Genomic DNA, 25,812 nt, shown 5'->3' with positions numbered 1-25,812 from the left:
CGTCACCACTCCTCCTCGGGGATGTCGGGCGTGCGCCCGGCGAAGGCGTAGAAGATCGCCAGCATCACGCTCGTCACGGTCACCAGCACGCCGACCTCGACCAGGATGATGCCCATGTGCTGGCCGGTGTGATGGGCGTGGTCGGGGTGGAGCACGTCGTAGTCGAGAAACTCCCCGCCCATCAGCAGCGTGGCGAATCCGACCCCGGCGTAGATCATCGCGCCCAGCGCCATGCCCACCCGCGCCACGGCGGGCGGAATGGCGCGCTTGGCCGCGTCCATGCCGTAGATGAGCGCGTACAGGATCACCGCCGCGGCGAGGATGACGCCGGCCTGGAATCCGCCGCCCGGCGAGTACTCGCCGTGGAAATGGACGTAGAAGCCGTAGACGACGATGAACGGGATCAGCAGCTGCGCGACGACGCGCAGGACGAGATGCGGATTCACGACCGGTCCCCCTTGCGCTTCTTGCTGTCAAAGCCGAGCAGCAGGGCCACGCCGACGCCGGCGGCGAACACCACGAACACCTCGCCCATCGTGTCGAAGCCGCGATAGCTGGCCAGCACGGCGGTGACCACGTTCGGTATGGCGATGTCCTCGGGCGTGCGCGCCATGTACTCCGCGCCGACATAGGTGTTGGCCGGCGAGTTCGGGTCGCCATAGACCGGCATGTCGCCGAGCGCGTAGAACAGCGCCGCCCCGGTCGCGGCGACGACGGCGAACGCCGCCCAGTGGCGCGTGATCGGAACGGGGTCGCATTCCCGCGCGGTCAGCAGCATCGCGCCGAGCAGCAGCACGGTGGAGATGCCCGCCCCGACGGCGGCCTCTGTGAAGGCGACGTCGACGGCGTCGAGCGACAGGAACCAGGCCGCCGAGATCAGCGAGTAGACGCCGGTCAGCATCGCCACGGCGAACAGGCTGCGCAGCCTCACCACCGCAACGCCGACGGCGAGCAGCATCGCCATGAAGACGTAGTCGAAGAACTGGGTGAGATCGATCTCGCTCATCCCTCGCCCTCCTTGTCGCCGCCGGGCCGGAAGCGCGTCGTCATCGGCTTCAGCCCGGCTTTGAACGCGGCGTTGGCCACCGCATGCGTCGCCGTCGGGCTGGTCAGGAAGACGAACAGGCCGAGCAGCAGGAGCTTGGCCGAGAGCAGCGTGAAGCCCGCCTGCACCACCAGGCCGAGCACGATGAGCTCCGCGCCGAGCGTGTCGGTGACGCCGGCGGCGTGCATGCGCGAGTAGAACTCGGGCAGGCGATTGACGCCGATCGCGCCGGCCAGAACGAACACCGTGCCGGTGATCAGCAGCGCCGCCGAAACCAGCGTCTGGGCGATCTCGATCATCTCCGCGCCGGTCATGACTCGTCGTCCTGGTCGAGCGCGCGCCTCAGCGCCATCTGCGACAGCGCGATCTCCAGCGAGCGGTAGCGGAAGAATTTCAGGATCGCGATCGTCGCGATGAAGTTGATGAGCGCGTAGAGCAAGGCGATATCGACGCCGTCGCCGCGCCCGACCATCAGCGAGAACACGGCCAGGAAAAGCACCGTCTTGGTGCCGAAGGAGTTCAGCGCCAGCACGCGGTCATAGAGCGTGGGCCCGAGGAAGAGACGCGCGAGCATCAGCGCCATCGAGCCGGCCAGCGCCATCGCGATGATGAAATCGAACACGTGATCGATCATGCCGCCCGGCCTCCGATCGCGGCCTTGAGCACGTGGCGCTCCATGTCGCGGAAGGCTTCCGGGTCGGCCAGCTCGCCGGTGAGCGCGTGGACGAGAAAGCCCGTCTCCTCGACTTCGACGGTCACCGTGCCCGGGGTCAGCGTGATCGAGTTGGCGAAGGTCGCTCGCGCCAGATCGTTCGGCGACGTCACCCGAACGCGCGTCATCGTCGGCTGGATGTCGAGATCGGGCTTCATGCTCTGCTTCACGACATAGACGTTCGCCTTGACGATCTCGCCGCCGAGCCACGCCCAGTAGCGCACGAAGCGCACCGGATGCATGAACGGCACGGAATCGCGCGACAGCAGGCCCAGGCGGATGGTCAGCCCGAGCGCGGCGATGACGGCGAAGGCGCCGAAGCCGAGCAGCAGGGGCTTCTGCCAGTAGCCCGAGAGCAGCAGCCACGTCAGCACAAGCGCCAGCGTCAGCAGCAGCCCGTATAGCACGTTGCGGCCCACGGCCTTCCTCCCCGGGAGACTCGATCGGTCTTCTGATTGCGCGGGTTTCTAGGAGACCCGGCGCGGGATTTCCAGTGAAACCGGGCGCGCCGTGCAGAGAATGTGCACCCGGCCGCCTCAGAACCGCTCGCCGCGGACCACCTCGACATCGTGGGCGTAGATGATGCCGGGATAGCGGGCGAAGAAGCCCTCGGCGGCGGTCAGCACGGCCTCGGCGGTCTCGGCGTTGGTGATCGCGATGACGACCTTCTTCTCGACCGCGCCGACCACGTCGTTGCGGCGCCACTCGCCCTCGAGACCCCGGCCCTCGCGGCCGTCGAGGACCGTGAAGCCGGTCGCGCCGGCCTCCTCGAGCAGGGCCAGCAACCGGGCGAGATGCGGCGACTCGACGATCGCCACCAGCTTTTTCCGGGTCGGTCGCGCCATCGCCTCAGCCTCCGAGCGCCAGCCGGGCCGCCGCCGCATACAGCGGGATGCCCACGGCGAGATTGAACGGGAAGGTGATCGCCAGCGAAAGCGTCAGATACACGCTGGGATCGGCCTGCGGCAGCGCGATGCGCATCGCCGCGGGCACGGCGATATAACTCGCCGAGGCGGCCAGGATCATCAGCGCGGCGGCGTCGGCCGGGCTCATCGCGATCAGCGCGGCCGTCGCCAGGGCGAGGCCCGCCCCGATGAGCGGCATCACGATCCCGAACACGCCGCCGGCGAAGCCGAGCTTGCGCGCGCCCGAGAGCCGGCGCGCGGCGACCAGGCCCATGTCGAGCAGGAACAGCGCGAGCACGCCCTGGAACAGCCCGTTCACGAACGGATCGAGGCGCGCCATGCCCGGCTCGCCGGAGATCCAGCCGATGGCGAAACTGCCCATCAGCAGCACCACCGAACCGTTGAGCAGCACCTCGCGGAGCAGCTCCGAGCGCGTGCGCGCATCCGGGCCGTCCGCGGCGCGGCCGGCGAGCATGAGCCCGGTGAGGATCGCGGGCGTCTCCATCAGCGCCAGCACGGCGACCATGTGGCCCGACGCGACCATGCCCGACATCTGCAGGAATTCCGATCCGGCCACGAAGGTCACCACCGAGATCGAGCCGTAATGCGCCGCCGAGGCCGCTGCGGTCGCCCGGTCGAGCCGGGTGAAGGCGCGCAGCAGCGCGAACGCGATCACCGGCATGGCGAAGCTCAGCACGACGCCCGCCAGCGCGGCGAGCAGCAGCTCGACGGTCAGCCCCTGCTGGGAGACGGCCACCCCGCCCTTGAAGCCGATCGCGAGCATCAGATAGAGGGCGAGCCCTCGCGCCACGGCCTCGGGCACGTTGAGATCCGACCGCGCCACGCCGGCGAACACGCCGAGCGCGAAGAACAGCACGGCGGGCGATGTCAGGTTGGCGGCGGCGAGCGCGAAAATATCTGTCACCAAAAACCCCTTATCGATTACGGACTTATTGGCCGCACAGGATTTTCGGTGATGGGTAGGGCGCCCGCCTTGTCAGCGCAAGGAAAACCGGGCGGGCCTACGCGTTGTCGACGCGCGCATGCCCCCAGTTCCAGTAGCGCAGCACGGTCTGGGCCTTGTCGACCGACAGCGTGTCGAAGACCAGGGTGACGTTCTCGCGGGCGGCATCGGTCTCGATGTGCGGGCAGCCGTCCAGCAGCAGTTCGAAATGCTTGCGCGACAACCCTGTCGCCTTGGCCAGCACGGCGGCCGGCTCGCCGCTGAAATCGTCGATGATGCGGTCGAGCAGGTCGGGCTCGATATTGGTGACGCGGGCGGCTTCCCTGCGCAGCGCGTCGTCGAAGCCCTTGCGGCCGGCGATCTCGACGACCCCCTCCAGCCCGCCCAGAGGCGATTCGTCGTTGGCGCCGCGATCGCGCTGGCGCCGGTCGATATAGGTCAGCGCCGCGGCCACGGCGGCGTCGGGGACGGCCTCCTTCGCCGCGAGCGGGAACACGTCGGCGGCGGCTTCCTGCAGGATCGAGCGCCCCGCCGAGAAGCGCTCCAGGATCATGCGGCGCAGATCGTGGTCGCACTCCCAGAACAGCGAGAAGGCCTGGTGCGGCCGCGTCTCGCGGCGCCGGATCAGGAGCCGGCAGATATCGGTGTTGTGCGACGCGATGGTCGCGAGCTGGTCGATCGTCTGGGGCGCGAGCGCGGCGCCCTCGTTCCTGAGCAGCGCGGCGATGACGACCTCGTCGCCCGTCGAGGCGAGCGCGCCGCACACCGTCTCGGTCACGGTCTCGCGGCGCGCCAGGGCGATGCGATGCTCGTGATCGCCGCGTTCGGCGATGTCGACCATGTCGAAATCGCTGAGCGCCTGGGAACGCTGCAGGATCGGCGCGGCGATCTCGTAGGCGTCGAGCGCGAGCCGGCGCAGCAGGCCCAGCGGCGCCTCGGCCTGCTCGGCGAGGCGGCGCGCCACCTTGGCGCGGAGATCGGGCTCGGCGTTGCGCAGGAGCTCCTCGAGCACGTCGGCGACCATCCAGCGCTCCTGGGGAGTCACGCGGCTCGACGGCAGGCACACGATGTCGGCGAGCCGGCGCGTGAGCAGCTGGCGCGCGCCGCCGTGCGCGACGTCGTCGGCGCGCATCGGCCTTGGAGCAGCCTGTGTGAGATAGTCAGCCATATCGTCTCGTCCCGGATACGAGACCGACAGTCTCCCAACGCGGCGTTAACGAAGCGTGGCTTTCCGAACCGCGGCGCTGGGCGGACTCGCGGGGCGCGCCCATATAGAATGGGGACGACGCCGAGCAGGGAGGCCGACAATGCCCCGCCTCGACAGGACCCGCATCGAAGAGCTCAAGGCCGGGCTCGATGCCGGGCAGCGCGCCATCGCCTTCGAGGAGGCGACCGAGCCGCCCGGCTCCAGCCCGCTCAACGACGAGAAACGACCGGGGCGCTTCCACTGCGCGGTGTGCGGCGAAGCGCTGTTCTCCTCGGAAGCCAAGTACGAGTCCGGCTCGGGCTGGCCGAGCTTCTTCGCGCCGCTGGACGACTCCGCCACCGAGACCAAGCGCGACTTCCGCCTGCTGTTGCCGCGCACCGAGTTCCACTGCGCCAATTGCGGCGCCCATCTGGGTCACGTCTTCAAGGACGGGCCGCCGCCAACGGGCGAGCGCTGGTGCGCCAACGGCGCGGTTCTGGACTTCCGCCCCGAGAGCGGCGAAGACTAGCGCCCATTGCGATCACCAGGAGGGGCCGCGCGGGCTCGCCGGCGCGGGACAGATAGATGAACCGACTTCGGACCGGGTTCGCGCGCGCCGCGACCCTCGCCGCCGCGGCGTTCGCCGCCGCCTGCGGCCAGCCCGCCGACACCCGAGACGATGGAGCAGACCAGACCGCCATGTCCGATCAAGCCGCCCCAGACAGCGTCGACCTGATCGCGCGCGCCCGCACGCTCGAGGCGCCGACGGCGGAGCGGCGCCCGGTCGAGATCGAGCAACTCGGCCGCACCCGCACCGACGAGTACGCCTGGCTGCGCGATGATGACTGGCAGGAGGTGATGCGCGATCCGAGCGTGCTGCGCGAGGACATCCGCGCCCATCTCGAGGCCGAGAACGCCTACTACAACGAGGTCATGGCGCCGACCGAAGCGCTCCAGGAGACGATCTTCCAGGAGATGCGCGGACGGATAAAGGAGGACGATTCCTCCGTGCCCGAGCGCGACGGGCCGTGGTTCTACTACACCCGCTTCCGCGAGGGCGGGCAGTATCCGGTCTTCGCGCGCCGCCCCGCCGACGAGAACGGCGAGATCTCCGGCGAGGAGCAGATCATCCTCGACGGCGACGCCGCCGCGGAGGGCTTCGAGTATTTCGATCTCGGCGCGGTCGAGCACTCGCCGAACCATCGCTGGCTCGCCTACGCGGTGGATACGGCCGGCTCCGAGTTCTACGAAATCAAGATCCGCGACCTGGAGAGCGGCGAGGACGTCGCCACGCTCACCGACGAGGGCTACGGCTCGCTCGAATGGGCCAATGATTCCCGGACGATCTTCTGGGTCTGGCGCGACGACAACAACCGGCCCAAGCGGGTCTATCGCCAGGCCTTCGACGCCGCCGAACCCGAGCTCGTCTACGAGGAGGCCGACGACGGCTATTTCCTCGGTGTCGGCAAGACCGACGGCGACAGCTATATCGAGATCTCGGCGAGCGACCACACGACGTCGGAGGTCCGCCTGATCGACGCCGACGACCCGACCGCCGAGGCGATGCTGGTCGCCGAGCGCGAATCCGGCGTGGAGTACGATCTCACCGAGGCCGGCGGCCGGTTCTGGGTGCGCACCAATCGCGACGGCGCGGTCGACTTCAAGGTGATGACCGCTCCGCTCGACGATCCGCGTCCGGAGAACTGGACCGAGACCATCGCCCACCGGCCCGGCGTGCTGGTCAACGGCATGGTCGGCTACGAGAACTGGCTGGTCCGTTCGGAGCGCGCCGACGCGCTGCCGCGCATCGTGATCCGCAATCTCGAAACCGACGAGGAGCACGAGATCGCGTTCGACGAGGACGCCTATTCGCTGGGGATCGACGCCGGCTACGAGTACGCCGTCGACACGCTGCGCTTCTCCTACGAGAGCCCGTCGACGCAGGAATCGATCTTCGACTACGACATGGCGAGCCGCGAGCGCACGCTCCTGAAGACGCAGGAGATCCCGTCCGGCCACGATCCGGAGGACTATGTCGTCCGCCGCATCGAGGCGACCGCCCGCGACGGGGCGAGCATCCCGGTCACCATCCTCTATCGCGAGGGCGCGCCGATCGACGGCTCGGCGCCGCTGCTGCTCTACGGCTACGGCTCCTACGGCATCACCATCCCGGCCGGCTTTTCGACGACGCGGCTGTCGCTGGTCGATCGCGGCATGATCTTCGCCATCGCCCATATCCGCGGCGGCATGGCGCGCGGATACCAGTGGTATCTCGACGGCAAGCTCGACCAGAAGCGCAACACCTTCAACGACTATGTCGACGCGGGCCGCGCCCTGGTCGAGGAGGGCTATACCAGCGAGGGCCGCATGGTCGCCTACGGCGGATCGGCGGGCGGCCTGCTCGTCGGCGCGGCGATCAACCAGGCGCCGGAGCTGTTCGCCGGCGCCATCGGCGCGGTGCCCTTCGTCGACGTGCTCAACACGATGAGCGACGCCGAGCTGCCGCTGACGCCGCCGGAATGGCCCGAATGGGGCAATCCGCTCAACGACGAGGCGGCCTACGACTACATCGAGTCCTACTCGCCCTACGACCAGGTGAGCGCCCAGGACTATCCCCACGTGCTGGCCACGGCGGGGCTGACCGACCCGCGCGTGACCTACTGGGAGCCGGCCAAGTGGATCGCGCGCCTGCGCGAGCGGCGCACCGACGACGGGCTGACCCTGCTGCGCACGAACATGGGCGCGGGCCACGGCGGCGCGTCGGGGCGCTTCGACGCCCTGCGCGAGCGGGCCGAGGACTACACCTTCGCGCTCATGACCGTGGGGCTGGCCGATGCGGCCGCCGAACGGCCCGAGGGCGAGTCCGAGGAAGCCGCCGAGTAGCGGCCGTCCCGGCGCGGTGAGAGCAAGCGGCGGCGTCGCGCGACGCCGCCGCATTTTCTTGCGCTAGTCGCGCAGCTCGAACACCAGCTCGGTCCTGACGCCGCGGAGCGCGACGGTGTCCGGGTTGCGCGTCGGATCGGCGCGATAGCGCCATTGCGCCACCGCGCTCTCCGTCGCCCGGGCGAAGCCGCGGCTGTCGCACGCCGTCACCTGGATGTTCGTCACCCGGCCCGAGGCGAGCACGTCGAAACGCACCGCGCAGCGGCCCTCGATCCCGCGCGAGGCCTCCGCGGCGGGATAGGCCGGCGGAACGCGCACCAGCGGCGTCGAGCCCCCGACCATCGCGACCGGCTCGACCTGGCCGGTTTCGGGACCCGGCCCCGCCGGGGCGATGTAGCCCGACCCGAAATCGCCCGGCGCGTCGCCGCGGTCGACCTCGCGGATATCGGGCCGCGGCGGCGGCGGATCGCTTCGCTCGATATCGTCGATCCCGATCGGTTCCGGCTGGTAGGGCTTCACCACGTCGCTGATCGCGACGCGCAGCCGCTCCGGCGCGGCCGGCGGCGGGATCACCTCGGTGGCGATCAGCACCTGCATGAGCATGAACAGAAGCAGGGTCACCGCCGCGGCGGCGGGGCCCCACACGGCGATGCGTCTCAGACTGGCGGTCATGGTCGGCCTCCCTTTCAGTCCGGGTCTGGCGCCCGGAGCGTGATCAGGATGGGGCCGAATTGCGGCGAGATCGCGCCGGAGGCGAATTCCCCGCCGCGCATGAAAAAGCCCCGGCGGGATCCGCCGGGGCCTTTCCGGTCCGTTTCGAAGATCGGCCGATCAGCCGGCTTCCTCGGAAGACTGCTGCGCGGCGCGCTCGAGCTGACGGCGGGCGGCTTCGGCCTGCTCGTCGGTCATGCCCGCCTCGCGGTACTGCTCGCCGAACTGGTTGAAATAGGCCCGGCAGCGCTCGGGGATCGAATCCTCCGGGAAGCTCACGCGGCCCTCGGCGTCGACCTCGCCGACCAGCACCAGCTGGCGACGCTCGGCCTCCAGCGTAAGCCGGCACTCGTCGATGAGCACCTGCTCGCGCTGCAGGGCGCGGCGCTGCTCGCCCTCGATCTGCGAGGTGACGAAGCTGATCCAGCCATTGGCCTGGCTTCGGGCGGCGCGGAAACGGGCGCCCTCACGGAACGCGGCCAGCGCGCCCTGGCTGTCGCCGAGCTCGTAGCGCACCGTGCCCAGCAGCACCCAGGCCTCGCCGGGCTGATCCAGCCCGCCGCGATTGAGCGCGGTCTCGAAGGCGCTTTCGGCGGCCTCAAAATTGTTCAGCTGGTAGTGCGCCTCGGCGAGCTTGAGCGCGGTGTCGCCCTCGCCCGTCTGCTGCGAGATCTGCTCGAGCACCGGGATGGCGCGATCGAACTCGGCGGCCTGGCGCCACATGTTTGCCAGCGTCTCGAGCTGCTCGGTCGTGCCCTCGCAGCGGCCGGCGTTGATCTCGCGCTCGAGGATCGTCGCCCCGCGGAACGGGTTCTCGTAGAAGCTGTAGTACTGGGCCAGCCGGTAGAGCTCGTTGCACTCCTCGAACAGGCCGTTGAGATACATCAGCTTGTTGGCCTCGAAGGCGAGCTGGTTCTGCTCGGTGCGCGCATAGAGCGCGACGAGGTTCTGCCAGGCCTGGCGGTTGCCGGGATAGGCGTTGACCTGCTCGCGCACGACGCGCAGCTCGTCGGCCGGCCGGTTGAGCTGCTGGTAGTAGAACTGCATCAGCGAGTATTCGCTGACCGACTTGTCGGGATCGTTCTCGTACCAGAACTCGGCGTACTGGAGACCCTCGCGATAGTCCTCCGCCTGGGCGTAGGCCTGGGCGAGCAGGCGCGCCAGCCGCGCGTTGAGCTCGGCGCCGTTCTCCAGCGCCAGCTCGAGCTGGCGGATGCCGCCCTGGATGTCCTCCTCGGCGATCAGCAGCTGGCCGAGATTGACCCGCAGGTTGGTCACCTCGTCGAGGCTCAGCGCGCCGGTCGCGATGGCGCCCTGGAAGTCCTGGATGGTGCGGGGCAGGTCATCGCGCTGGAAGTAGATCGCGCCGCGCTGCTGCAGGATGACCGCGCGCTCGTAGGGCGACGGCTCCATCGTCAGCATGCGGTTGAGCGTTTCGAGCGCCTGCTGCTGCTCCTCGTTCTCCAGGTATTCCTGGACCTCGAGCATGAGCTCGCCAAGGCGGCTGGAGAAGGTGCGATCCTGCTCCTGCTCCTCCTCGTCGTCGTCGCTCTGCGCGTGAACGGCGGCGGCGCCGGCCAGCACGAGCGCGCTTCCGAGAAGCAGGGCGCTCAGAACGCGGAAGACCCACGTCGGATCGACGGCTTTCGATCGTGTCATCATGAAGCTCCTCGGAGCGTCGCGGGCCGGCCCCTCGCCGGCCGCGCCGCCTTATCCATCTTCAAGTTGGAAGTCGAACGAACTCACCACGCCGCGGCGCCATACCGCGTTGCCGTCGACGATCTTGGGCTCGTAGCGCCAGCGTTCGACCGCGCGGATCGAGGCCCGCTCGAACAGCGAGCTGTCACACTGCATGATCTGGATGTTCGTCGGCGTGCCGTCGGGCGTCACGTCGAACGTGAACTGGCAGGTGCCCTCGATGTTCCGCTCGGCGGCCCGCGGCGGGTATTGCGGCGGGATCCGCACCAGCGGCTGGGCGTCGCGGTCGGAGACGTTGAAGCTCACGTCCGCGCCGGTCAGCTGCGGGTTCTCGAATTCCGGGATCTCGCCGACGATCGTCGAGAGGTCCTCGCTCGGCTGCTCGGCGGCCTGGCGCTCGATCTGCGGCGGCGGAGGCGGCGGCTCGACGTCCTCGACGTCGTCCGGCGTCAGCTCGCGCTGGCGCACATCGACCTCCTCGACGTCCTCGCGGATCGAGATGCGCAGCTCTTCGCCGGCCTCCTCAGGCCTCACCTCTTCGGTGAAGATCAGGCGCTGCATCAGCATGAACAGCAGGAAGGTGACGACCGCAGCGATCGGCACGCCGATGATCAGACGGATCAGACTGGCCATGACGTCGTCCTCCCTACGGTTCCTGCGTGGAGATGGTGACGGGCACCTCCATCTCGAGCAGCATTTCCTGAACGTCGAGCACCGTGCCCACGGGGGCTTCCTGGTCGCCCTGGATCATCGCCTCGGCGCGGGGATTCTCCGAAAGGAGCTGCTCGAGCACCGTCCGGATCTGGTTCATCTCGTAGACGTCACGATTGATCCAGATCTCGTCGGCGCCGGTCACCGCGACGAGAATCGTCGGGCGCTCCCGCTCCTGGGTGACCGCGGCGGGCCGTTCGACTTCGACTCCGGGCTCCTTCACGAAGACCGAGGTCACGATGAAGAAGATGAGGAGGATGAACACGACGTCCAGCATCGGCGTCATGTTCAGTTCGACGTCCTCGTCATCCTGCAATACGCGGCTCTGGCGTCGCGCCATGCTTTCGTCTCCCTTCGAGGCCTAGCTCTCGGCCTCGTTCGCGCGCTGAATCGACACCGGAATGTTGTTCGCGCGCATATCGTCCCAGATCTGGACCACGATGCCGTGATGGGCCTCGTCGGTGGGCTGGATCAGCACCGCCGAGTTCGGCTGTTCCGCACGGACGCGCGACACGGCCGCGAGCACGCGCAGCGAACTCGTCGGGTCCTGGTTCACGTAGACCTGATTGCGGTCGTTGATCTGAACCAGGATCACCGGGTTCGACTCCTCCGGCTGATCTTCGCTCGGAGGCGGCGGCTGCATGTCGATCCCCTGCTCCTGCAGGAAGGTCGCGGTCACGATGAAAAAGATGAGAAGGATGAAGACGATGTCCAACATGGGGGTCATGTTGACGTCGGCCTGATCATCCCCCTTCCGCCTGCTCCTGCGCATGGCTTACTCCACTTCGAGATCGTCAGCCAGCTCGTGGACGCGCTGTTTCGCCATCCGTTCGATCTGGTTGGAGAACAGGAGTCCCGAGAGCGCGGAGACCATGCCGGCCATGGTAGGAATGGTCGCCCGGGCCACGCCGGCGGACATCGCCCGCGCGTCCGAGGATCCGGAGATCGACATCACGTCGAACACCGCGACCATGCCCGTGACCGTACCCAGCAGACCGAACAGCGGAGCCGCCGCGACGAGCGTCTTGATCAGCTCCACGTTCTGGTCGGCCTTGAGCCGCACCTCCGAGATGAGCTGATCGCGGATGGCGTGGGCGTACCAGGAGTGATGATCGCTGCGCGACCCCCACTCCCGGAGCGCGTTGTCCGCCACCTGCTTGTGAGCGAAGCCGAAATAGGCCAGCCGCTCGAGAATGAACGCCCACATCACGAAGGTCAGCGCCATGATCCACAGAAGGACCGGTCCGCCGCGCTCGAGGAATTCCTGCAGGCTTGAGAAAGCGCCTTGGAAATCCATCGTATGGCTCCTCTAGCCGCCGGACCGCTCTTCGGCGTGACGCGCCACGATGCCCGCGGCCTGCTCTTCCAGCGTCTGCTGAGCGCCGCGCGCGAAGCTGGCGGCGAACGAGTGGATGAACAGGAGCGGGATCGCCGCGATCAGGCCGGACACGGTCGTAACCAGGGCCTCGGAGATGCCGCCCGCCATGATGCGGGGGTCGCCGGTGCCGAACAGCGTGATCTGGGTGAAGGTCCGGATCATGCCGGTCACGGTGCCGAGCAGGCCGAGCAGCGGCGCGACGGCCGCGGCGAGCTTCAGGAAGTTGAGCCCGAACTCGAACTTCGGCGTCTCGCGCAGGATGGCCTCGTCGAGCTTGAGCTCGATGGTCTCCACCGGACGGTCCTTGACCTCTTCATAGGCGAGCATGATGCGGCCGAGCGCATTGCCCTTGGAGGCGTTGGACTTGCGCTTCTGCGCGTTGATCGCGCTGTTGGCGCCGAGCAGCACCAGCAGGCGCCACGCACCGAACACGACCGAGAAGATGAACAGGCCGGCGATGATCTTCGCCACGATGCCGCCCTGATTAAAACGCTCCTGCAGGTTGGGCACGTCCTTGTAGATGCCCAGCAGCGCGCCGCGCGACGGGTCGACCGGACCGGCGACGAGTTCGCCGGGATCGGCGTTGGCGAGCGTGCGCGCCGCGTCGAGCAGGCGGCCCGGAGGCTGGCGCTTGAGCTCGGCGAGCCGGTAGCCGGCCGCGCGGTTCTCCTCGTCGGTGGTCCACTGCACGTAGGCCGGGCCGCCGTCCATGGCGAACGCGACGAACGGGCCGACGCGCGTCACCGGAACGTCCTGGCCTTCATTCATGCCGAGGACCTGCGCGGGGAAGGTCACGACCTCCGCCTGCGCGTTCATCTCGTCGATCATGCGCTCGTAGATCAGGTCGAGCTCGCGGCGCTCGGGGAGCGTGCGGCTCTCGGCCACGTCGCGCAGGACGCGGTGACGGCCCGGATACTGGGCGGACACGATCGAGGATTCGATGATCGAGGCGAATTCGCCCGCCGACTGGCGCGCCGCGCCGAACAGTTCGCCAAAGGCGCCCTGCTCTTCGCGGAGCTGCTGGTCGAGCTCGGCGATCCGCGCCGAGTTCTCCTCGAACTGGGCCTCGGCGTCGGCGGCCTGCTGCTCGAGCGAGCTGAGCGTCGCCCGGGCCTGGTTGAGCAGCGCCTGCTGGCGGCCCGCTTCGGCGCGGAACTCCTCGAGGCGCTCCTGGTTCTCCGCCGCGCGGTCACGCCGGTCGGCGCGGACGCGGTCCAGAAGCTCGGAAATCGAGGTGACCGGTTCGCGGTCGACCTGGCCGAAAGCCGCTCCGGCGGTCAGCGACACGCCGATCGAGACGGCCGCGACAAGGGTGCTGAGTTTTTTCATCGCTAGAATCTCCGTCTCGGCCGCTTATTGAGCCTGCTGGGGCCCGGGGAGCGGCGCCACGAACACTTCCGGCGTGGTGACCTCTTCAGCGATGCGATACGCCCGCTGAAGGCCGGCGGTCGCGCCGCCCGGCACGTCCCGCCACTCCGGATTGTCTTTGGTGAGGATCTGGTAGTCGCCGCCGATCCGGCGGATCAGGGCGACGCGGCCGATCTGAAGAATGTCGGCCTCGCGCGGCACGCCGTCGATCTCGACTTCCTCGCCGTAGGCCCGCAGCGAGCGGCCGTAGGAGGATTCGATCTCGAAGGCGTTGAGGATGAGGCGGTACTTCTCGGCCGGCGAGACGTTCGCCTCGCCGAGCACCTCTTCGATGTCGGCCAGGCGGTTGCGCCGCTGCTCCATCTGGAAAGGCAGGTCCTGATCGACGAACTCCTCGAGACGGACATACATCTCGAGCAGCATCGGCGTCAGGTCGCGCTCGATCGTCTGGACGCGCTCGAGCTGGCGCTCGAGCTCGGTGAGCTCGTTCTCCTGCGACTGCAGGAACACGCGCTGCTGCTCGAGATAGACCCGCTGGGACTCGATCTGCTCGCGCAGCGCCAGATACTCGCGCTCGAGGTTGTCGGCGCGGTCGGCGACCGCATCGATCTGCTCCTGCGCCTGAGCCCCCTCTTCAGTCGATTGCTGCGCGACCTGCAGCGCCTGGTCGAGCTGCTGCGCGCCGGACGCGCCCGCGATCGCGGCCGCAGCGGCTCCAGCCGCCAGCGAACTGCGAATCCAGTACAGAGTTTTTGACATGTCTCGCCTCACAGTAGCCGGCGCGAGCCGTCGCCCGCGCGCTTTCGGTTACCCTCGAATTATCTCACCTGCGCCGACGTCTCCGCGACGGCTTCGGCCCCCTACACACGAACCGGCGCGATCACGCGCCGGCGCGGCCCGAAAGCCGCCGTCAAACACACCGGGAATGAAATTTTCGTTTCATCCCCTGTCATTGCGGCGTTGATCCGCCGTCTTGTTGTCCAGATCAGATCGTCTGTCGACGTCAGATCGGACGCTAGCACCGGCTTCGCTCAGCAATCAACCGCGGATGCTGCGCCTCGCCGGCCGATGCACAGCTGCAATTTTCATTCTCCGCGTAAAGGGTGGCGATTTTGCGACAGCTTTCCGCTGAAACGCGCCGTCCGCGACGAGTCGGTTAACGATAAATGAAAATCGGGCGCGCCGCGCATCTCGACGCTGTGCCGACTTGATACGCTTCGGCTTTTCCCTGCCCTTCTCCGGCCCGCGTGCGCGCGCGGGACTCTGAAATGCAATCACTGACTCGTGAGGGGCCGGGGCCGGGAGGAAATGGCTGGGGCGCCAGGATTCGAACCTGGGAATGGCTGGACCAAAACCAGCTGCCTTACCACTTGGCTACGCCCCACCGGTGTTCGTCCGGGCGGGCTAGATAGCCCGGTCGGCGCCCCGATGCAACGCCGCGCCTGCACCGATCGCGCCGCGTCCGGATTCGCCTGCACAAATCGGCGCGACGCAGATTGCGTCGGCGGGAAGCCTCCGATATAAGCCGCGCCCTGATCGGAGCATAGCTCAGCCTGGTAGAGCACCGTCTTCGGGAGGCGGGGGTCGCAGGTTCAAATCCTGCTGCTCCGACCATCCAGCGCCGCGATCCCGACGCGGCTCCTACACGATCGATCGCGCTCGCGCACTCGACCCGGGTCGGGCGAAGCCCTAACTTGTCTGCTAGGACAAGAGACGCCGCACGGGACGGCGCGAGGGGATCATGAAACAGTTCTGGATTACATTCTTCGGATCGGTCGTCGGCGTCATCGTCGGATCGGTCCTCGCCGTCATTTTGCTGATCTTCATGATCGGCGCGCTCATCGGATCCGCGATGCAGAATGTCGAGGCCGAGGCGCCCGGCCTGCCCGACGAGCCGATGATTCTGGAGCTGGACCTGCGCGAACCCCGGATCGACCAGCCGTCGCGCTCGCCCTTCGCCTACGCCGAGCCGCTGGCGATCACCGAGATCGTCATGACGCTCCAACGCGCCGCCGACGACGACCGGGTGGCGGGCGTCTTCGTGCGCGCCAACGAGTTCGGCATGAGCCCCGGCCAGGCCGAGGAGCTGCGCGCGGCCTTCGCCCGCTTCTCCGAGTCCGGAAAGTTCGTGCTCGCCCACGCCCAGGGATTCGAGGCTACAACGGTGACCAACTATTTCGCCGTCGGCGGCGTCGACGAGCTGTGGCTGCAGGACACCGCCAATTTCGCCGCCACCGGGCTGGCCGTGGAGACGCCCTTCCTGGGCGGCCTGTTCGAGCAGTTCGACGCGGTGCCGCAATTCCTCCAGTTCCACGAATACAAGAACGCGGCGAACACCTACACCGAGAGCGACTACACCGAGGCGCACCGCGAAGCGACGCTGTCCTATCTCGGCTCGATCCTCGATTCGGCCGTCGCCGGACTCGCCGACGACCGCGGCATGGACGCCGAGACCCTGACGACGCTGATCGAGACCGGTCCGCGTTCGGCCGAACAGGCGCTCGAGGCCGGCCTCATCGACCGGCTCGGCCATGTCGTCGCGGCCCGCGAGGCGGCGCGCGAACGCGCCGGCGACGAGTCGGCGTCCTTCGTCGAGATCGAGCGCTACGCCCGCGCCGCGCCGCGCGGCGGCCGCGGCTCGGGCCCCGTGGTCGCGCTGGTCGGCGGCCAGGGCCCGATCGTGACCGGCGACGGCGACGGCGGATTCGGCGGCGGCGAGATGATCGGCGGCGACCGCATGGCGCAGGCGATCCAGAACGCCGTCGACGACGATTCGGTGCGCGCCATCATCCTGCGCGTCGACAGCCCCGGCGGCTCGGCCATCGCCTCCGACCAGGTCTGGGACGCCGTCATCCGCGCCCGCGAGGCCGGCAAGCCGGTGATCGTCTCGATGGCCTCGGTGGCCGCGTCGGGCGGCTACTACATCTCGGCGCCGGCCGATCTCATCGTCGCCAACGCGACGACGATCACCGGCTCGATCGGCATGCTGGCGGGCAAGATCGTCATCGACGGCACGCTCGACAATGTCGGCATGAACATCGAGCCGCTGCATGTCGGCGGCGACTACACGCTGGCCTGGTCGGCGCAGCAGGAATGGACGGAAGCCCAGCGCGAGGCCTTCTACACCCTCGCCGAGGACGTCTACGAGGACTTCACCGAGCGCGTCGCCGACGGCCGCGACCTGCCGCTGGAGCGGGTTCAGGAGATCGCCCGCGGCCGGGTCTGGACCGGCGCGCAGGCGCACGAGCTGGGCCTCGTCGACCGCATCGGCGGGCTCTACGAGGCCGTCGAGGCCGCGCGCGAAATCGCCGGCATCGATCCCGACGAGGCGATCCGCGTGCGCGCCTTCCCCAGCCGGCCCACGCCGCTCGAGGCCTTCCGCGAGCTGTTCGGCGTGACCGCCGAGAGCGCCGAGGCGGCGGCGCGGCTTAACGCGCTGATGCAGACCCCGGGCGTGCGCGAGGCCATCCGCATGCGCGAGCAGGCCGCCCGGCCCGGCGTCTCGCTCTACGCCGGCGAGGAACAGCCCCGCTAGATCCTCGCCGACCCGGCGCGGAAACGCCCGCCGGTCCGCCGGCGGGCGTTTTCGTCTGCGCTCACAGCGAGGCGAAGCCGAGCGCCATGAGAACCAGCAGTCCGATCAGCAGGACGAAGAAGTAGACGATGTCGAGCGCGATCGTCCGCAGGACCGAGGTGATGCGCCCGCGTCGATAGACGACCCGGTGGATCCGGTAGAGATAGACGTTGGAGTAGATCGCCAGCACGGCGAAGCCGAGCCCGCCGCCGATCAGCGGTCCCGCCAGGATCAGCGCGGTCATCACCAGGAACAGCGCGGCGTGGAAGTGCAGCGACACGATCAGGTGGTCGTAGAAGAAGAAGCCCCGCCGCCACGCGTAGCTCAGCGCCAGCAGCCCCGCATAGACGGGCACCAGCAGGAACATCAGCCGGGGCGCCCAGGCCATGATCTCCTCGCCCCAGCGGGCGGGATCGGCGGCGAGCCGGGCGGCGCGCTCGCCGATGAAGCGCCGCACGGGCAGCGACAGCGTCGTCGTCTCGGGCGGCGGCAGGCCGTAATCCTCCGGCGCGAAAGACCGGCGGATCGACTCGGGATCGTCGAAGGAGAAATCGGCTTCGCCGGCCGTCGCCGGTTCGCCATCGGGCGAGGGCGACGCCGGTTCGTCCCGTCCGGCGGTCTCGTCCGGGGCCGCGCCCGGCCGGGCGAGCACGGCCTCGGCGCGCTCGAGGGCTTCGAGCGCCTCCTGGTGCTCGGCCTCGCTTATCTCTCCCGCCTCGCGCGCGGCCTCCAGCTCGGCGACGGGATCGCCGCCCAGCCGGACGCCGTCGGCGTCGAACGACAGCCCGCCCATCGCGAACGGCAGGAGCAGGAAGAAGACCAGCGAGGCGATGATGTAGAGGCGGAAGGGCGGCACGAAGCGCGCCCGCGCGCCCTCGAGATAGAGCCGGCTGACGCGTCCGGGCCGCGCGATCAGCGCGGGCAGCGTGCGCGCGACCCGGCCGTCCAGCGAGAACAGCCCGTCGAACACGTCGCCGACCAGGGAGAAGAAGGGGCGGTGATAGGCGTCGGCCACCTGGCCGCAGACATGGCAGACCGACCCGCGCAGCCGCGCGCCGCAGTTCGAGCAATAGCCCGGCGGCCGCCCCGACTCGAACGCCGAGGGGCGGGACTGGCGCGCCCGCACGCCGCCGCCCGACGCGATGGCCGCCGCCGCGGCGTGCTCTGCGGCGGTCCCGGCGGCGTCATCGACGTCTTCTTCCATCCGTGATCGCTAGCCGGCGGCGTCCTGGCCGCCCGGCGCGCCCTCCCCGGCGGTTTCGACGCCCTCGAAGCAGAGATACCGCGTGCGGTGGATGTGGACGACATTGTCCTCCCACCCGGTGACCCGCGGGTTCACCAGCGCCTTGTTCACGTAGAACACGATCGGCAGGTAGGGCATCGAATCGAGCATGAGCTGCTCGGCCTGGGCGAGCAGGCGGCCGCGCTCCTCGGCGTCCAGGGTCCGGTTGGCCCGGTCGACGAGCGTATCGAATTCCTCGTTGCTCCACCGCGAATAGTTCATCGGGATGGACCCGCTCTCGGCGAGGAAGAGGAAGTTGTAGGCGTCGTTGTAGTCGCCGATCCAGCCGCCGTCGCCGAGTTCGTAGTCGCCCGAGCGCAGGTTCGAGTAGTGGATCTGGGTCTCGATCTGGGCGATCTCGACATCCACCCAGTCGGCGATCAACTCCCAGTCCTGCTGCACGACCGGCGCGATGCGCGGATTGTCGCCGGTGGCGCGGAAGGTGAACTCGAAGCGCAGCGGGTTGTCCGGGCCGAACCCCTCCGCCTCGAGGATCTCGCGCGCGGTCTCGCGGCGCTCCTCGACGGGCGTGTCGGCCCAGGCGACCTGAGCGGTGTCCGGATAGTCGTTCACGCCCGGCGGCACGAAGGAATAGGCCGGGATCTGGCCCGCGCGCAGAATCTCGTCGGCGATGAACTGGCGGTCGATCGCCATGGCCAGCGCGTTGCGCACGTCGGGATCGTCGAGCGGCTCGACCAGCGTGTTGGCCGAGAAATACACCGTGCCGAGATAGGGGTGGACGCGGACATAGTCCGGCGCCTGCTCGCGCAGGAAGTCGAGATTCTGCCCGGCGAAGTCCGTGTTGAGATCCAGCTCGCCGTTGCGCACGCGCCGTTCGGCGGCCTGCATGTCGACGGTGGGATAGTAGTACACCTCGTCGATGCAGACGTTCTGGTCGCCCCAGAAATACTCGTTGCGCTCGACATGGACGTAGTTGTTGGCGCGCCACTCGACGAGCTTGTAGGGGCCGTTGGTCTCGATGTTCGCCGGCTGCACCCACGCGTCGCCGTGCTCCTCGACGACGTGCCGCGGCACGGGATAGGTCGTGTAGTGGGTGAGCAGTCCGGGCAGGTAGGGCGCGGGGAATTCGAGCTCGATCTGGAGCGTGTCGGCGTCGATCGCGGCGACGCCCACCATGTCGGGCGTCATCGCGCCGGTGTTGACCGCGCGCGCGTTCTTGATGGGGTAGAGCAGCGAGGCGTACTGGGCCAGCGTCGCCGGGTCGAGAATGCGCTGGAAGGCGTACTCGAAATCGTAGGCCGTCACCGGTTCGCCGTCGCTCCACTGCGCGTCGCGCAGCTCGAACGTCCAGACCAGGCCGTCGTCGGAGACTTCCCAGCTGTCGGCCATGCCGGGAATCGGCTCGCCCGCCGGGTCCTCGGTGAACAAGCCGATGAACATGTCGCCGATGATGTTGTTCTCCCACGTGCCGTTCGCCTTGTGGGGGTCCAGCGACAGCGGCTCGGCGGCGTTGCCGCGGTGGAGAACCAGGGCGTCGGGATCCGGACGCTCGTCTCCGCCGCCGCATGCGGCGAGGGCCAGCGTCGACGCGCCGAGCGCCAGCCAGCGCGTCAGTCTCGGAACCTGATTCATGAATGCTCTCCCCATTTCGCACGCGCTCGATCGCGCCACAGCTCCCCAGCCGGCGCGCCGAACCTTGTCAGCTTTGCGAGCGAGAGTATTGCTTCAATAAGGTGACGCAAGAGTGAACACGATTCATCGACACGCCGACGCCGGCTGGTTGATAGTATCACAAAGCGTTCAACGACCCGGATCGGAGCAGCCGATGACCCGCCTCGCCACGCCCGCCGCCGCCGTCCTCGCCGGACTTGCCGCAAGCGCCGCCGCGGCGGCCCAGGACCTGGAGGAATCGCCCACCGTCGAGGCGCTCCTGGCGTGCCGCGACATCGCCGACGACGCCGAGCGGGCCGCCTGCCTCGATACGCAGGTGGCCGCCTTCGCCGACGCCGTGGACAGCGGCCGGCTCGTCATCGTCGAACGCGAGCGCGTCACCGCCGTCGAGCGCGATTCGTTCGGCATCTCGCTGCCGAGCCTGCCCGGGTTGAGCGGCATCTTCGCGCGCGGCGACGGCGAATCGGAAACGGTCGAGGTGCAGGACGACGGCGTCGAGCTGGTGCGCGACCGCAGCGGCGAGATCGACGAGCTGCGCCACCTGCCTGTGGACTCGGTGCGCCGGACCCGGCGCGGCGATCTCGTCGTGACCCTGGAGAACGGCCAGGTCTGGCGCCAGCTCGACTCGACGCGCATCCCGGTGCCGCGCGGCAGCCGGCTCGACGGCCTCACCGCCGAGATCCGCCGCGCCTCGCTGGGCAGCTTCATGATGACGCTGAGCCACAACCCGCGCGCCTTCCGGGCGCGCCGCGACGACTGAGGCGATCTAACGGTCCTTCGGATCGATCGCGTCGCGCAAGCCGTCGCCGATGAAGTTGAAGCAGAACAGCGTCAGCATCATCGTCAGCGCCGGCACGATCAGCGTCCAGGGCGCGACCTCCATGTCGCGCGCGCCGTTCGAAATCAGGTTGCCCAGCGAGGTGAGCGGCTCCTGCACGCCGAGGCCCAGGAAGCTCAGGAAGCTCTCCGCCAGGATCACCACGGGGATGGTCAGCGTCACGTAGACGACGACCGGCCCGAGCACGTTGGGCACGATGTGGCGGCGGATGATCGCGATCTGGCTCACCCCGGCGGCCTGGGCGGCCTCGACGAACTCCATGCTCTTCAGGGAGATGGTCTGGCCGCGCACGATCCGCGCCATGGTCAGCCACTCGACCGCGCCGATGGCGACGAAGATCAGGATGATGTTCCGGCCGAACACCACCATCAGGATGATCACGAAGAAGATGAAGGGCAGCGAGTAGAGCACGTCGACGATGCGCATCATGAGCTGGTCGACGCGCCCGCCGATGAAGCCGGCCGTCGCGCCCCAGAGCACGCCGATCGCCAGCGACACCATCGTCGCGACGACGCCCACCATCAGCGACATGCGCAGCCCCACCAGCGTGCGCGCGAACAGGTCGCGGCCCTGCGCGTCGGTTCCGAAGATGTGGCCGTGCTCGAAGGTCGGACCCAGCTGGACGCGGTCGCGATAGATGAAGGCCGAGTCGTGGATCCACAGCAGCGGGCCCAGAAAAGCCAGAACGATCAGCACGGCCAGCACGACGATGCCGGCGACGGCGGCCTTGTTGCGCAGCAGGCGCGCGCGCGCGTCGTCCCAGAGCGAGCGGCCCTTCACCGCGCTCTGCTCCATCAGCGCGGCCTTCTCCGTCGGGGTTGAGGTGAGCACCATCAGTCGTACTTCACTTTCGGGTTCAGGACCGCGTAGAGCAGGTCCGCGATCAGGTTGAGCACGATGATCAGCGTGGCGTAGAGGATCACCACGCCCATCACGACGGTGTAGTCGCGCTGCAGCGCGGCCTGGACGAACTGCCGGCCGATGCCGGGCAGCTGGAAGACCTGCTCGATCACGATCGACCCCGTCAGGAGCGCCGCCGACGCCGGGCCGAGATAGCTGATCAGCGGCAGGATGGCGCTCCTGAGCGCGTGCTTGAAGATCACCGCCGGCCCCGACAGCCCCTTGGCGCGCGCGGTGCGGATATAGTTCGAGCGGATCACCTCGATCATCGAGGCGCGCATCAGCCGCGTGATGATCGCGATCTGGGGCAGCGCCAGCGTGACGACGGGCAGGACCAGGCGTTCGGGCGTCATGCCGAAGCGCGGGTCGAGTCCGCCCGACGGCAGCCAGCCGAGATAGAGGCCGAACACCAGCGCCAGGATCGGGCCCGAAACGAAGGGCGGGATGACGATGCCCACGGTGGCGAAGCCGATCACGCCGTAATCGGTCGGGCGGTTCTGCCTCAGCGCGGCGAGCGAGCCCAGGATCGAGCCCACGGCCAGCGCCAGCGTGATCGAGAGAAGCCCGATGGTCGCCGAGACCGGGAAGCCTTCCGAGATGATGTCGGAGACCGTCTTGTCGCGGAATTTCAGCGACGGGCCGAGATCGAACTGCGCCAGCCCGCCGAGATAGTCGAGATACTGTTTCCAGACCGGCTGATCCATGCCGTAGGCGGCCAGGATGTTCTGGCGGATCTCCTCGGGCATCGGGCGTTCGAGGTCGAACGGGCCGCCCGGGGCGACGCGCATCATGAAGAACGCCACCGTGATGATGACGAGAACGGTCGGGATCGCGACCAGTATGCGACGTGCGACGTAGCCGTACATGTGCTTGTGGAGACGCCCCTCTGAGGAAGTCCGTTTTGTCGGCGCTCGGCCCGCCGCGATCAACAGAGCTTCGCAGTGGGGATGATTTTCATATAAAAGACAAGACTTTCCGGATAACCGCGCGGGCAGGTCGGCGTCATCGCAACGCCACGTTTCAGCAATCGAACCGGCAATGGGCGATCACCGCGCTGGCGCCGCCGGGCGAGGCCGCCGGCTCCGGGGCGACGCCCGGCGCGGCCGCGGCGAGCTTGATCAGCGCCGCGGCCAGGCTCGCCGCGAGGATCAGGCGCACGCGCGCCATCAGGAATCCCGCGATGCGGCGGATCGGCGTTTCCCGGTCCAGCTCGGCCTCCCTTCGCGACTCGGTCGGGCGCGATCGATCACGCAAGCTTCGCGCCGCTCGTGATGCGGCGTGAATTGCGCCTGCGCGCGGCCGCTCTAGATTCGGCGTGCGGAGGGAGACACGCGACTCATGACGGCGACCGCCTGGTGGCGCGATTTCGAGGTGCGCGACGGCGCGATGCGGGTCCGCAAGACCGGCGTGACGCTGCCGCTCGGCCCCGGCCTGGCGGCCGAATTCCTCAACTGGCTGATCTATCACCTGCGCATCGAGGCCGCCCGCCGGGACGTCCGCGCCGACGGCCCGCGCGTCTGGTTCGCCCCCGACCGGCCGCGGCCCTGGTATCTCGTCTGGCCGGTCGTCCAGCTCGCCGGCCTGCGCCTGGCGGACAGCCCCGCCGACGCCGATCTCGCCTTTTTCTTCGAGGACGCCACGACCGGCGCGCCGCCCGAGCCGGCCGGCCTGCGCGTCCTCAACGGCGGCTGCGGCGATGTTTCGAAATCGCACGTCGCCGCGGTGTTCGAATCGGTCTCGGGGCGGCGCCTCGCGCTCGATCCCGGCCGCGCCCGCGGGCCGGTGGTGGAGAAGTCGGAGATCAACGGCGCCCATGACGGCCGCATCGTGACGGCTCCCCTCGCGCCGCGGCCGGAGCGCGTCTATCAGCGCCTGGTCGACGCCGTCGCCGACGACGGCTGCGTCGAGGATTTGCGCTGCCCCACGATCGGCGGCGAGATTCCGCTGGTCTTCATGAAGCGCCGGCCGGCCGAGCGCCGTTTCGAGAACGCCAACACGGAGGTCCGCCTGCTCGAGACGCAAGCGGTGTTCAGCCCCGACGAGATCGCCTTCCTGAAGCGATTTCTCGCCGCGATGCGCCTCGACTGGGGCGGCGTCGACGTGCTGCGCGACCGCCGCGACGGCGCGCTCTGGATCGTCGACGTCAACAAGACCGACATGGGACCGCCCATCGCCTTGCCGCTGAGGGACAAGATGACCGCCACGCGACGCCTCGCCCGCGCCCTGCGCGGCTACGCCGACCGCCTCGCCGCCGGAGACTCCGCCTGATGGCCAGCATCCCGTTCAAGCGAGACTTCGATTTCGAATACGGCCGCTGCGATCAGCTCACGCCGCGCGTCCGCCGCGTCGTCGCGCCCAATCCCGGCCCGTTCACCTATACCGGCACGGGCGTGTACATCGTCGGCCGCGGCGAGGTCGCCGTCATCGACCCCGGGCCGGTCATCGAGGACCATATCGCCGCGCTGGACGCCGCGCTGGAAGGCGAGCGCGTCGCCTGCGTGCTGGTCACCCACCACCACCTGGACCACTCGCCGCTCGCCGCGCCGCTGGCGGACAAGCATGGCTGCCGCGTTCACGGCATGACGCCGGCGCCGACCGAACCCTCGGGCGGCGAGGTGCGCATCGAGGCCGGCGACGATCACGGCTTCAGCCCCGACGTGCTGATCGCCGACGGGGCCCGCTTCGAGGGCCCGGGCTGGACGCTCGAGGCGATGCACACGCCCGGCCACACCTCCAACCATGTCTGCTTCGCGCTGGCCGAAGAGAACGCGCTGTTCTGCGGCGACCACGTCATGGGCTGGTCGACCTCCGTGGTCAGCCCGCCCGACGGCCACATGGGCGACTACATCGCCCAGCTCGAGCGCATTCGCGCGGCCGGCTTCGACCGGCTCTGGCCGACGCACGGGCCGCCCGTCGACGATCCCGCGCCGTTCCTCGACGCGTATATCGATCACCGGCGGGGCCGCGAGGCGCAGATCCTCGCCGAGATCGCCGCAGGGCGGACGCGCATCCGCGACATGGTCGAGGCGATGTACGCCGACGTCGACAAGCGGCTGCACCCGGCGGCGGCGCATTCGGTGCTCGCCCACCTGATCCACCTGGTCGAACGGGGCCGCGTCGCCTGCGACGGGGCGCCCGGGCTCGACAGCGTCTACCGGAATTCGGCGTGAGCCAGCTCTAGTCCGCCGCGCCGACGCGGTCGCGCAGCCGTTCCGAGAAGCGACGCAGGCGGTCGGCGTTGGCGCCGAGATCGGACTGGCCGACGCGGGAGACCGAGCGGGCGTCGACGACCGATCCGCCCGATCCGTCCGGACGCACGCGCACCGAGATGTCGTCCTCGAAGCCGTACCAGAAGGTCTCCGCGGTCGCCTCGAACATGAGTTCGTCGTCGGAGGCCGTCGTCAGCCGCCAGCCCATGTTGCGGCCGACCTCGATCGCGGTCTCGTAGGCGGTCTCCGGCGAGACCGACAGCCGGATCGGGGCGATGTCGGGATAGGCTTCCGCCTGCACCGCCGGCAGGGGCTCGCCGGTGCGCGGATCGGTCTTGGCGTCGTAATCGACCGGGTTGGCGTCCGGTCCGCGGCGGCGGATCAGCGCCTCGGTGAAGCCCGGCGGGTCCTGGGTGTCGGTGGTGATGTCGTGGATCGGCGGGATGTCGGAGGCCGCCGCCCGGACATACATGCCGTAGCCGATGCCCGCCGCGCCGACGAGGATCGCCAGGACCGGCGCGAGGATGCCGCCCGAAGACCGGCCGCCGCGCACGCGCTCGTAGATCACCAGCCCGAGCGCGACGAGGCCGATCGCCAGCGCGGCGATGAGGATGTTGGACCCCCAGCGATAGGTCATCAGCCCGAAGCCGACGCGCCAGTCCAGAAGCGCCATCTTCGTGCCGAACGCCGCGACGAGAAACCAGATCGGCGTCCCGATCGCCGCGAGCCATGCGAGCGCCAGCGCCGCGCGGCGCGCGTATCCTAGAAGATTGTTCATCCCGAGCCCCGACAGCCGACGCGATTGCGACAGGGTTA

The 25,812-nt window shown here is 68.9% G+C and carries 28 protein-coding genes and 2 tRNA genes; 7 read left to right on the top strand and 23 right to left on the bottom strand.

All coding sequences use genetic code 11. From position 1 onward, the window contains the following. Nucleotides 1–2: 2 nt before the first annotated feature. The 8 genes from DDZ18_RS09850 to DDZ18_RS09815 form a co-directional block, all read right to left on the bottom strand. Complete coding sequence (locus tag DDZ18_RS09850; RefSeq protein WP_109253222.1) at nt 3–446, bottom strand: Na(+)/H(+) antiporter subunit B; 444 nt, start codon at nt 444–446, stop codon at nt 3–5. Next, nucleotides 443–1,006 carry a DUF4040 domain-containing protein gene (locus DDZ18_RS09845; protein ID WP_109253221.1) on the bottom strand — a complete coding sequence of 188 codons (564 nt, stop codon included), beginning with the start codon at nt 1,004–1,006 and terminating at the stop codon, nt 443–445. Before DDZ18_RS09845 ends, DDZ18_RS09850 begins: the two co-directional genes overlap by 4 nt. Continuing rightward, nucleotides 1,003–1,359: a monovalent cation/H(+) antiporter subunit G gene (gene mnhG, locus DDZ18_RS09840; protein ID WP_109253220.1), complete on the bottom strand. Its 357-nt coding sequence runs from the start codon at nt 1,357–1,359 to the stop codon at nt 1,003–1,005. Before mnhG ends, DDZ18_RS09845 begins: the two co-directional genes overlap by 4 nt. Next, nucleotides 1,356–1,679 (bottom strand): monovalent cation/H+ antiporter complex subunit F, encoded by a 324-nt coding sequence (locus DDZ18_RS09835; RefSeq protein WP_109253219.1) that lies wholly within the window; start codon nt 1,677–1,679, stop codon nt 1,356–1,358. Before DDZ18_RS09835 ends, mnhG begins: the two co-directional genes overlap by 4 nt. Further along, nucleotides 1,676–2,176 carry a Na+/H+ antiporter subunit E gene (locus DDZ18_RS09830; protein ID WP_109253218.1) on the bottom strand — a complete coding sequence of 167 codons (501 nt, stop codon included), beginning with the start codon at nt 2,174–2,176 and terminating at the stop codon, nt 1,676–1,678. The genes DDZ18_RS09835 and DDZ18_RS09830 overlap by 4 nt, the downstream gene beginning before the upstream one ends. A gap of 117 nt (nt 2,177–2,293) precedes the next feature. Beyond that, the gene (locus DDZ18_RS09825) at nt 2,294–2,602 is read right to left on the bottom strand and encodes a DUF190 domain-containing protein (RefSeq protein WP_158272125.1); all 309 of its coding nucleotides are present in this window, start codon (nt 2,600–2,602) and stop codon (nt 2,294–2,296) included. A gap of 4 nt (nt 2,603–2,606) precedes the next feature. Beyond that, the gene (locus DDZ18_RS09820) at nt 2,607–3,587 is read right to left on the bottom strand and encodes a sodium-dependent bicarbonate transport family permease (RefSeq protein ID WP_109253380.1); all 981 of its coding nucleotides are present in this window, start codon (nt 3,585–3,587) and stop codon (nt 2,607–2,609) included. A gap of 97 nt (nt 3,588–3,684) precedes the next feature. After that, nucleotides 3,685–4,794: a DUF2336 domain-containing protein gene (locus DDZ18_RS09815; protein ID WP_109253216.1), complete on the bottom strand. Its 1,110-nt coding sequence runs from the start codon at nt 4,792–4,794 to the stop codon at nt 3,685–3,687. 139 nt (nt 4,795–4,933) lie between these two features. Here DDZ18_RS09815 and msrB point away from each other — a divergent pair, with 139 nt between their 5' ends. Both msrB and DDZ18_RS09805 read left to right on the top strand, forming a co-directional pair. After that, nucleotides 4,934–5,341 (top strand): peptide-methionine (R)-S-oxide reductase MsrB, encoded by a 408-nt coding sequence (gene msrB, locus DDZ18_RS09810; protein ID WP_109253215.1) that lies wholly within the window; start codon nt 4,934–4,936, stop codon nt 5,339–5,341. A 56-nt stretch (nt 5,342–5,397) separates the two neighbouring features. Next, nucleotides 5,398–7,695, top strand: coding sequence for a S9 family peptidase (locus DDZ18_RS09805; protein ID WP_109253214.1), 2,298 nt, complete (start codon nt 5,398–5,400; stop codon nt 7,693–7,695). A 63-nt stretch (nt 7,696–7,758) separates the two neighbouring features. On the opposite strand, the gene DDZ18_RS09800 is transcribed toward DDZ18_RS09805, so the two are convergent. The 9 genes from DDZ18_RS09800 to DDZ18_RS09760 form a co-directional block, all read right to left on the bottom strand. After that, complete coding sequence (locus DDZ18_RS09800) at nt 7,759–8,367, bottom strand: energy transducer TonB (protein ID WP_109253213.1); 609 nt, start codon at nt 8,365–8,367, stop codon at nt 7,759–7,761. 159 nt (nt 8,368–8,526) lie between these two features. Next, a complete protein-coding gene (locus DDZ18_RS09795) occupies nt 8,527–10,065 on the bottom strand; it encodes a tetratricopeptide repeat protein (RefSeq protein ID WP_158272124.1) in 1,539 nt (512 codons plus the stop codon). A 51-nt stretch (nt 10,066–10,116) separates the two neighbouring features. Then, nucleotides 10,117–10,737, bottom strand: coding sequence for an energy transducer TonB (locus tag DDZ18_RS09790; protein ID WP_109253212.1), 621 nt, complete (start codon nt 10,735–10,737; stop codon nt 10,117–10,119). Nucleotides 10,738–10,750: 13 nt separating this feature from the next. After that, nucleotides 10,751–11,155 carry an ExbD/TolR family protein gene (locus DDZ18_RS09785; protein ID WP_109253211.1) on the bottom strand — a complete coding sequence of 135 codons (405 nt, stop codon included), beginning with the start codon at nt 11,153–11,155 and terminating at the stop codon, nt 10,751–10,753. A gap of 21 nt (nt 11,156–11,176) precedes the next feature. Beyond that, nucleotides 11,177–11,587: an ExbD/TolR family protein gene (locus DDZ18_RS09780; protein ID WP_109253210.1), complete on the bottom strand. Its 411-nt coding sequence runs from the start codon at nt 11,585–11,587 to the stop codon at nt 11,177–11,179. Between the two features lie 3 nt (nt 11,588–11,590). Then, nucleotides 11,591–12,112 (bottom strand): MotA/TolQ/ExbB proton channel family protein, encoded by a 522-nt coding sequence (locus DDZ18_RS09775; protein WP_109253209.1) that lies wholly within the window; start codon nt 12,110–12,112, stop codon nt 11,591–11,593. Nucleotides 12,113–12,124: 12 nt separating this feature from the next. After that, the gene (locus DDZ18_RS09770) at nt 12,125–13,522 is read right to left on the bottom strand and encodes a MotA/TolQ/ExbB proton channel family protein (RefSeq protein WP_109253208.1); all 1,398 of its coding nucleotides are present in this window, start codon (nt 13,520–13,522) and stop codon (nt 12,125–12,127) included. A gap of 24 nt (nt 13,523–13,546) precedes the next feature. Continuing rightward, a complete protein-coding gene (locus tag DDZ18_RS09765; RefSeq protein ID WP_109253207.1) occupies nt 13,547–14,320 on the bottom strand; it encodes a DUF3450 domain-containing protein in 774 nt (257 codons plus the stop codon). A gap of 550 nt (nt 14,321–14,870) precedes the next feature. Beyond that, nucleotides 14,871–14,945 (bottom strand) — tRNA-Gln (locus DDZ18_RS09760). 153 nt (nt 14,946–15,098) lie between these two features. Here DDZ18_RS09760 and DDZ18_RS09755 point away from each other — a divergent pair. Continuing rightward, nucleotides 15,099–15,175, top strand: a tRNA-Pro gene (locus tag DDZ18_RS09755). Nucleotides 15,176–15,302: 127 nt separating this feature from the next. After that, entirely contained in the window at nt 15,303–17,096 is a 1,794-nt protein-coding gene (gene sppA / locus DDZ18_RS09750) for a signal peptide peptidase SppA (protein WP_109253206.1), read from the top strand. A 61-nt stretch (nt 17,097–17,157) separates the two neighbouring features. On the opposite strand, the gene DDZ18_RS09745 is transcribed toward sppA, so the two are convergent. Both DDZ18_RS09745 and DDZ18_RS09740 read right to left on the bottom strand, forming a co-directional pair. After that, nucleotides 17,158–18,339, bottom strand: coding sequence for a DUF3667 domain-containing protein (locus tag DDZ18_RS09745; protein WP_109253205.1), 1,182 nt, complete (start codon nt 18,337–18,339; stop codon nt 17,158–17,160). 9 nt (nt 18,340–18,348) lie between these two features. Continuing rightward, the gene (locus DDZ18_RS09740; RefSeq protein ID WP_109253204.1) at nt 18,349–20,010 is read right to left on the bottom strand and encodes a peptide ABC transporter substrate-binding protein; all 1,662 of its coding nucleotides are present in this window, start codon (nt 20,008–20,010) and stop codon (nt 18,349–18,351) included. Nucleotides 20,011–20,203: 193 nt separating this feature from the next. Between DDZ18_RS09740 and DDZ18_RS09735 the strand changes: the two genes are divergently transcribed. Next, complete coding sequence (locus DDZ18_RS09735) at nt 20,204–20,809, top strand: hypothetical protein (protein WP_109253203.1); 606 nt, start codon at nt 20,204–20,206, stop codon at nt 20,807–20,809. A 6-nt stretch (nt 20,810–20,815) separates the two neighbouring features. On the opposite strand, the gene DDZ18_RS09730 is transcribed toward DDZ18_RS09735, so the two are convergent. From DDZ18_RS09730 to DDZ18_RS09720, 3 genes are all read right to left on the bottom strand, one after another. Beyond that, nucleotides 20,816–21,721, bottom strand: a complete 906-nt coding sequence (locus DDZ18_RS09730; protein WP_109253202.1) for an ABC transporter permease subunit — start codon at nt 21,719–21,721, stop codon at nt 20,816–20,818. Further along, nucleotides 21,721–22,653 carry an ABC transporter permease gene (locus tag DDZ18_RS09725; protein WP_109253201.1) on the bottom strand — a complete coding sequence of 311 codons (933 nt, stop codon included), beginning with the start codon at nt 22,651–22,653 and terminating at the stop codon, nt 21,721–21,723. Before DDZ18_RS09725 ends, DDZ18_RS09730 begins: the two co-directional genes overlap by 1 nt. Before the next feature lie 154 nt (nt 22,654–22,807). Beyond that, nucleotides 22,808–23,041, bottom strand: a complete 234-nt coding sequence (locus DDZ18_RS09720) for a hypothetical protein (protein WP_109253200.1) — start codon at nt 23,039–23,041, stop codon at nt 22,808–22,810. 84 nt (nt 23,042–23,125) lie between these two features. On the opposite strand from DDZ18_RS09720, the gene DDZ18_RS09715 reads away from it, so the two are divergent. Together DDZ18_RS09715 and DDZ18_RS09710 are read left to right on the top strand one after the other, a co-directional pair. Then, on the top strand, nt 23,126–24,055 hold the full coding sequence (locus DDZ18_RS09715; RefSeq protein ID WP_109253199.1) for an ATP-grasp domain-containing protein: 930 nt from the start codon (nt 23,126–23,128) through the stop codon (nt 24,053–24,055). Continuing rightward, entirely contained in the window at nt 24,055–24,957 is a 903-nt protein-coding gene (locus DDZ18_RS09710) for an MBL fold metallo-hydrolase (protein WP_109253198.1), read from the top strand. The genes DDZ18_RS09715 and DDZ18_RS09710 overlap by 1 nt, the downstream gene beginning before the upstream one ends. A 7-nt stretch (nt 24,958–24,964) precedes the next feature. Here DDZ18_RS09710 and DDZ18_RS09705 read toward each other — a convergent pair whose 3' ends face one another. Continuing rightward, entirely contained in the window at nt 24,965–25,774 is an 810-nt protein-coding gene (locus tag DDZ18_RS09705) for a DUF1499 domain-containing protein (RefSeq protein ID WP_109253197.1), read from the bottom strand. Nucleotides 25,775–25,812 lie beyond the last annotated feature (38 nt).

The organism is Marinicauda salina (assembly GCF_003122085.1).
GTDB lineage: Bacteria > Pseudomonadota > Alphaproteobacteria > Caulobacterales > Maricaulaceae > Maricicauda_A > Maricicauda_A salina.
The sequence above is the reverse complement of the archived record's forward strand: the minus strand, read 5'-3'. Positions and strand labels throughout refer to the sequence as shown.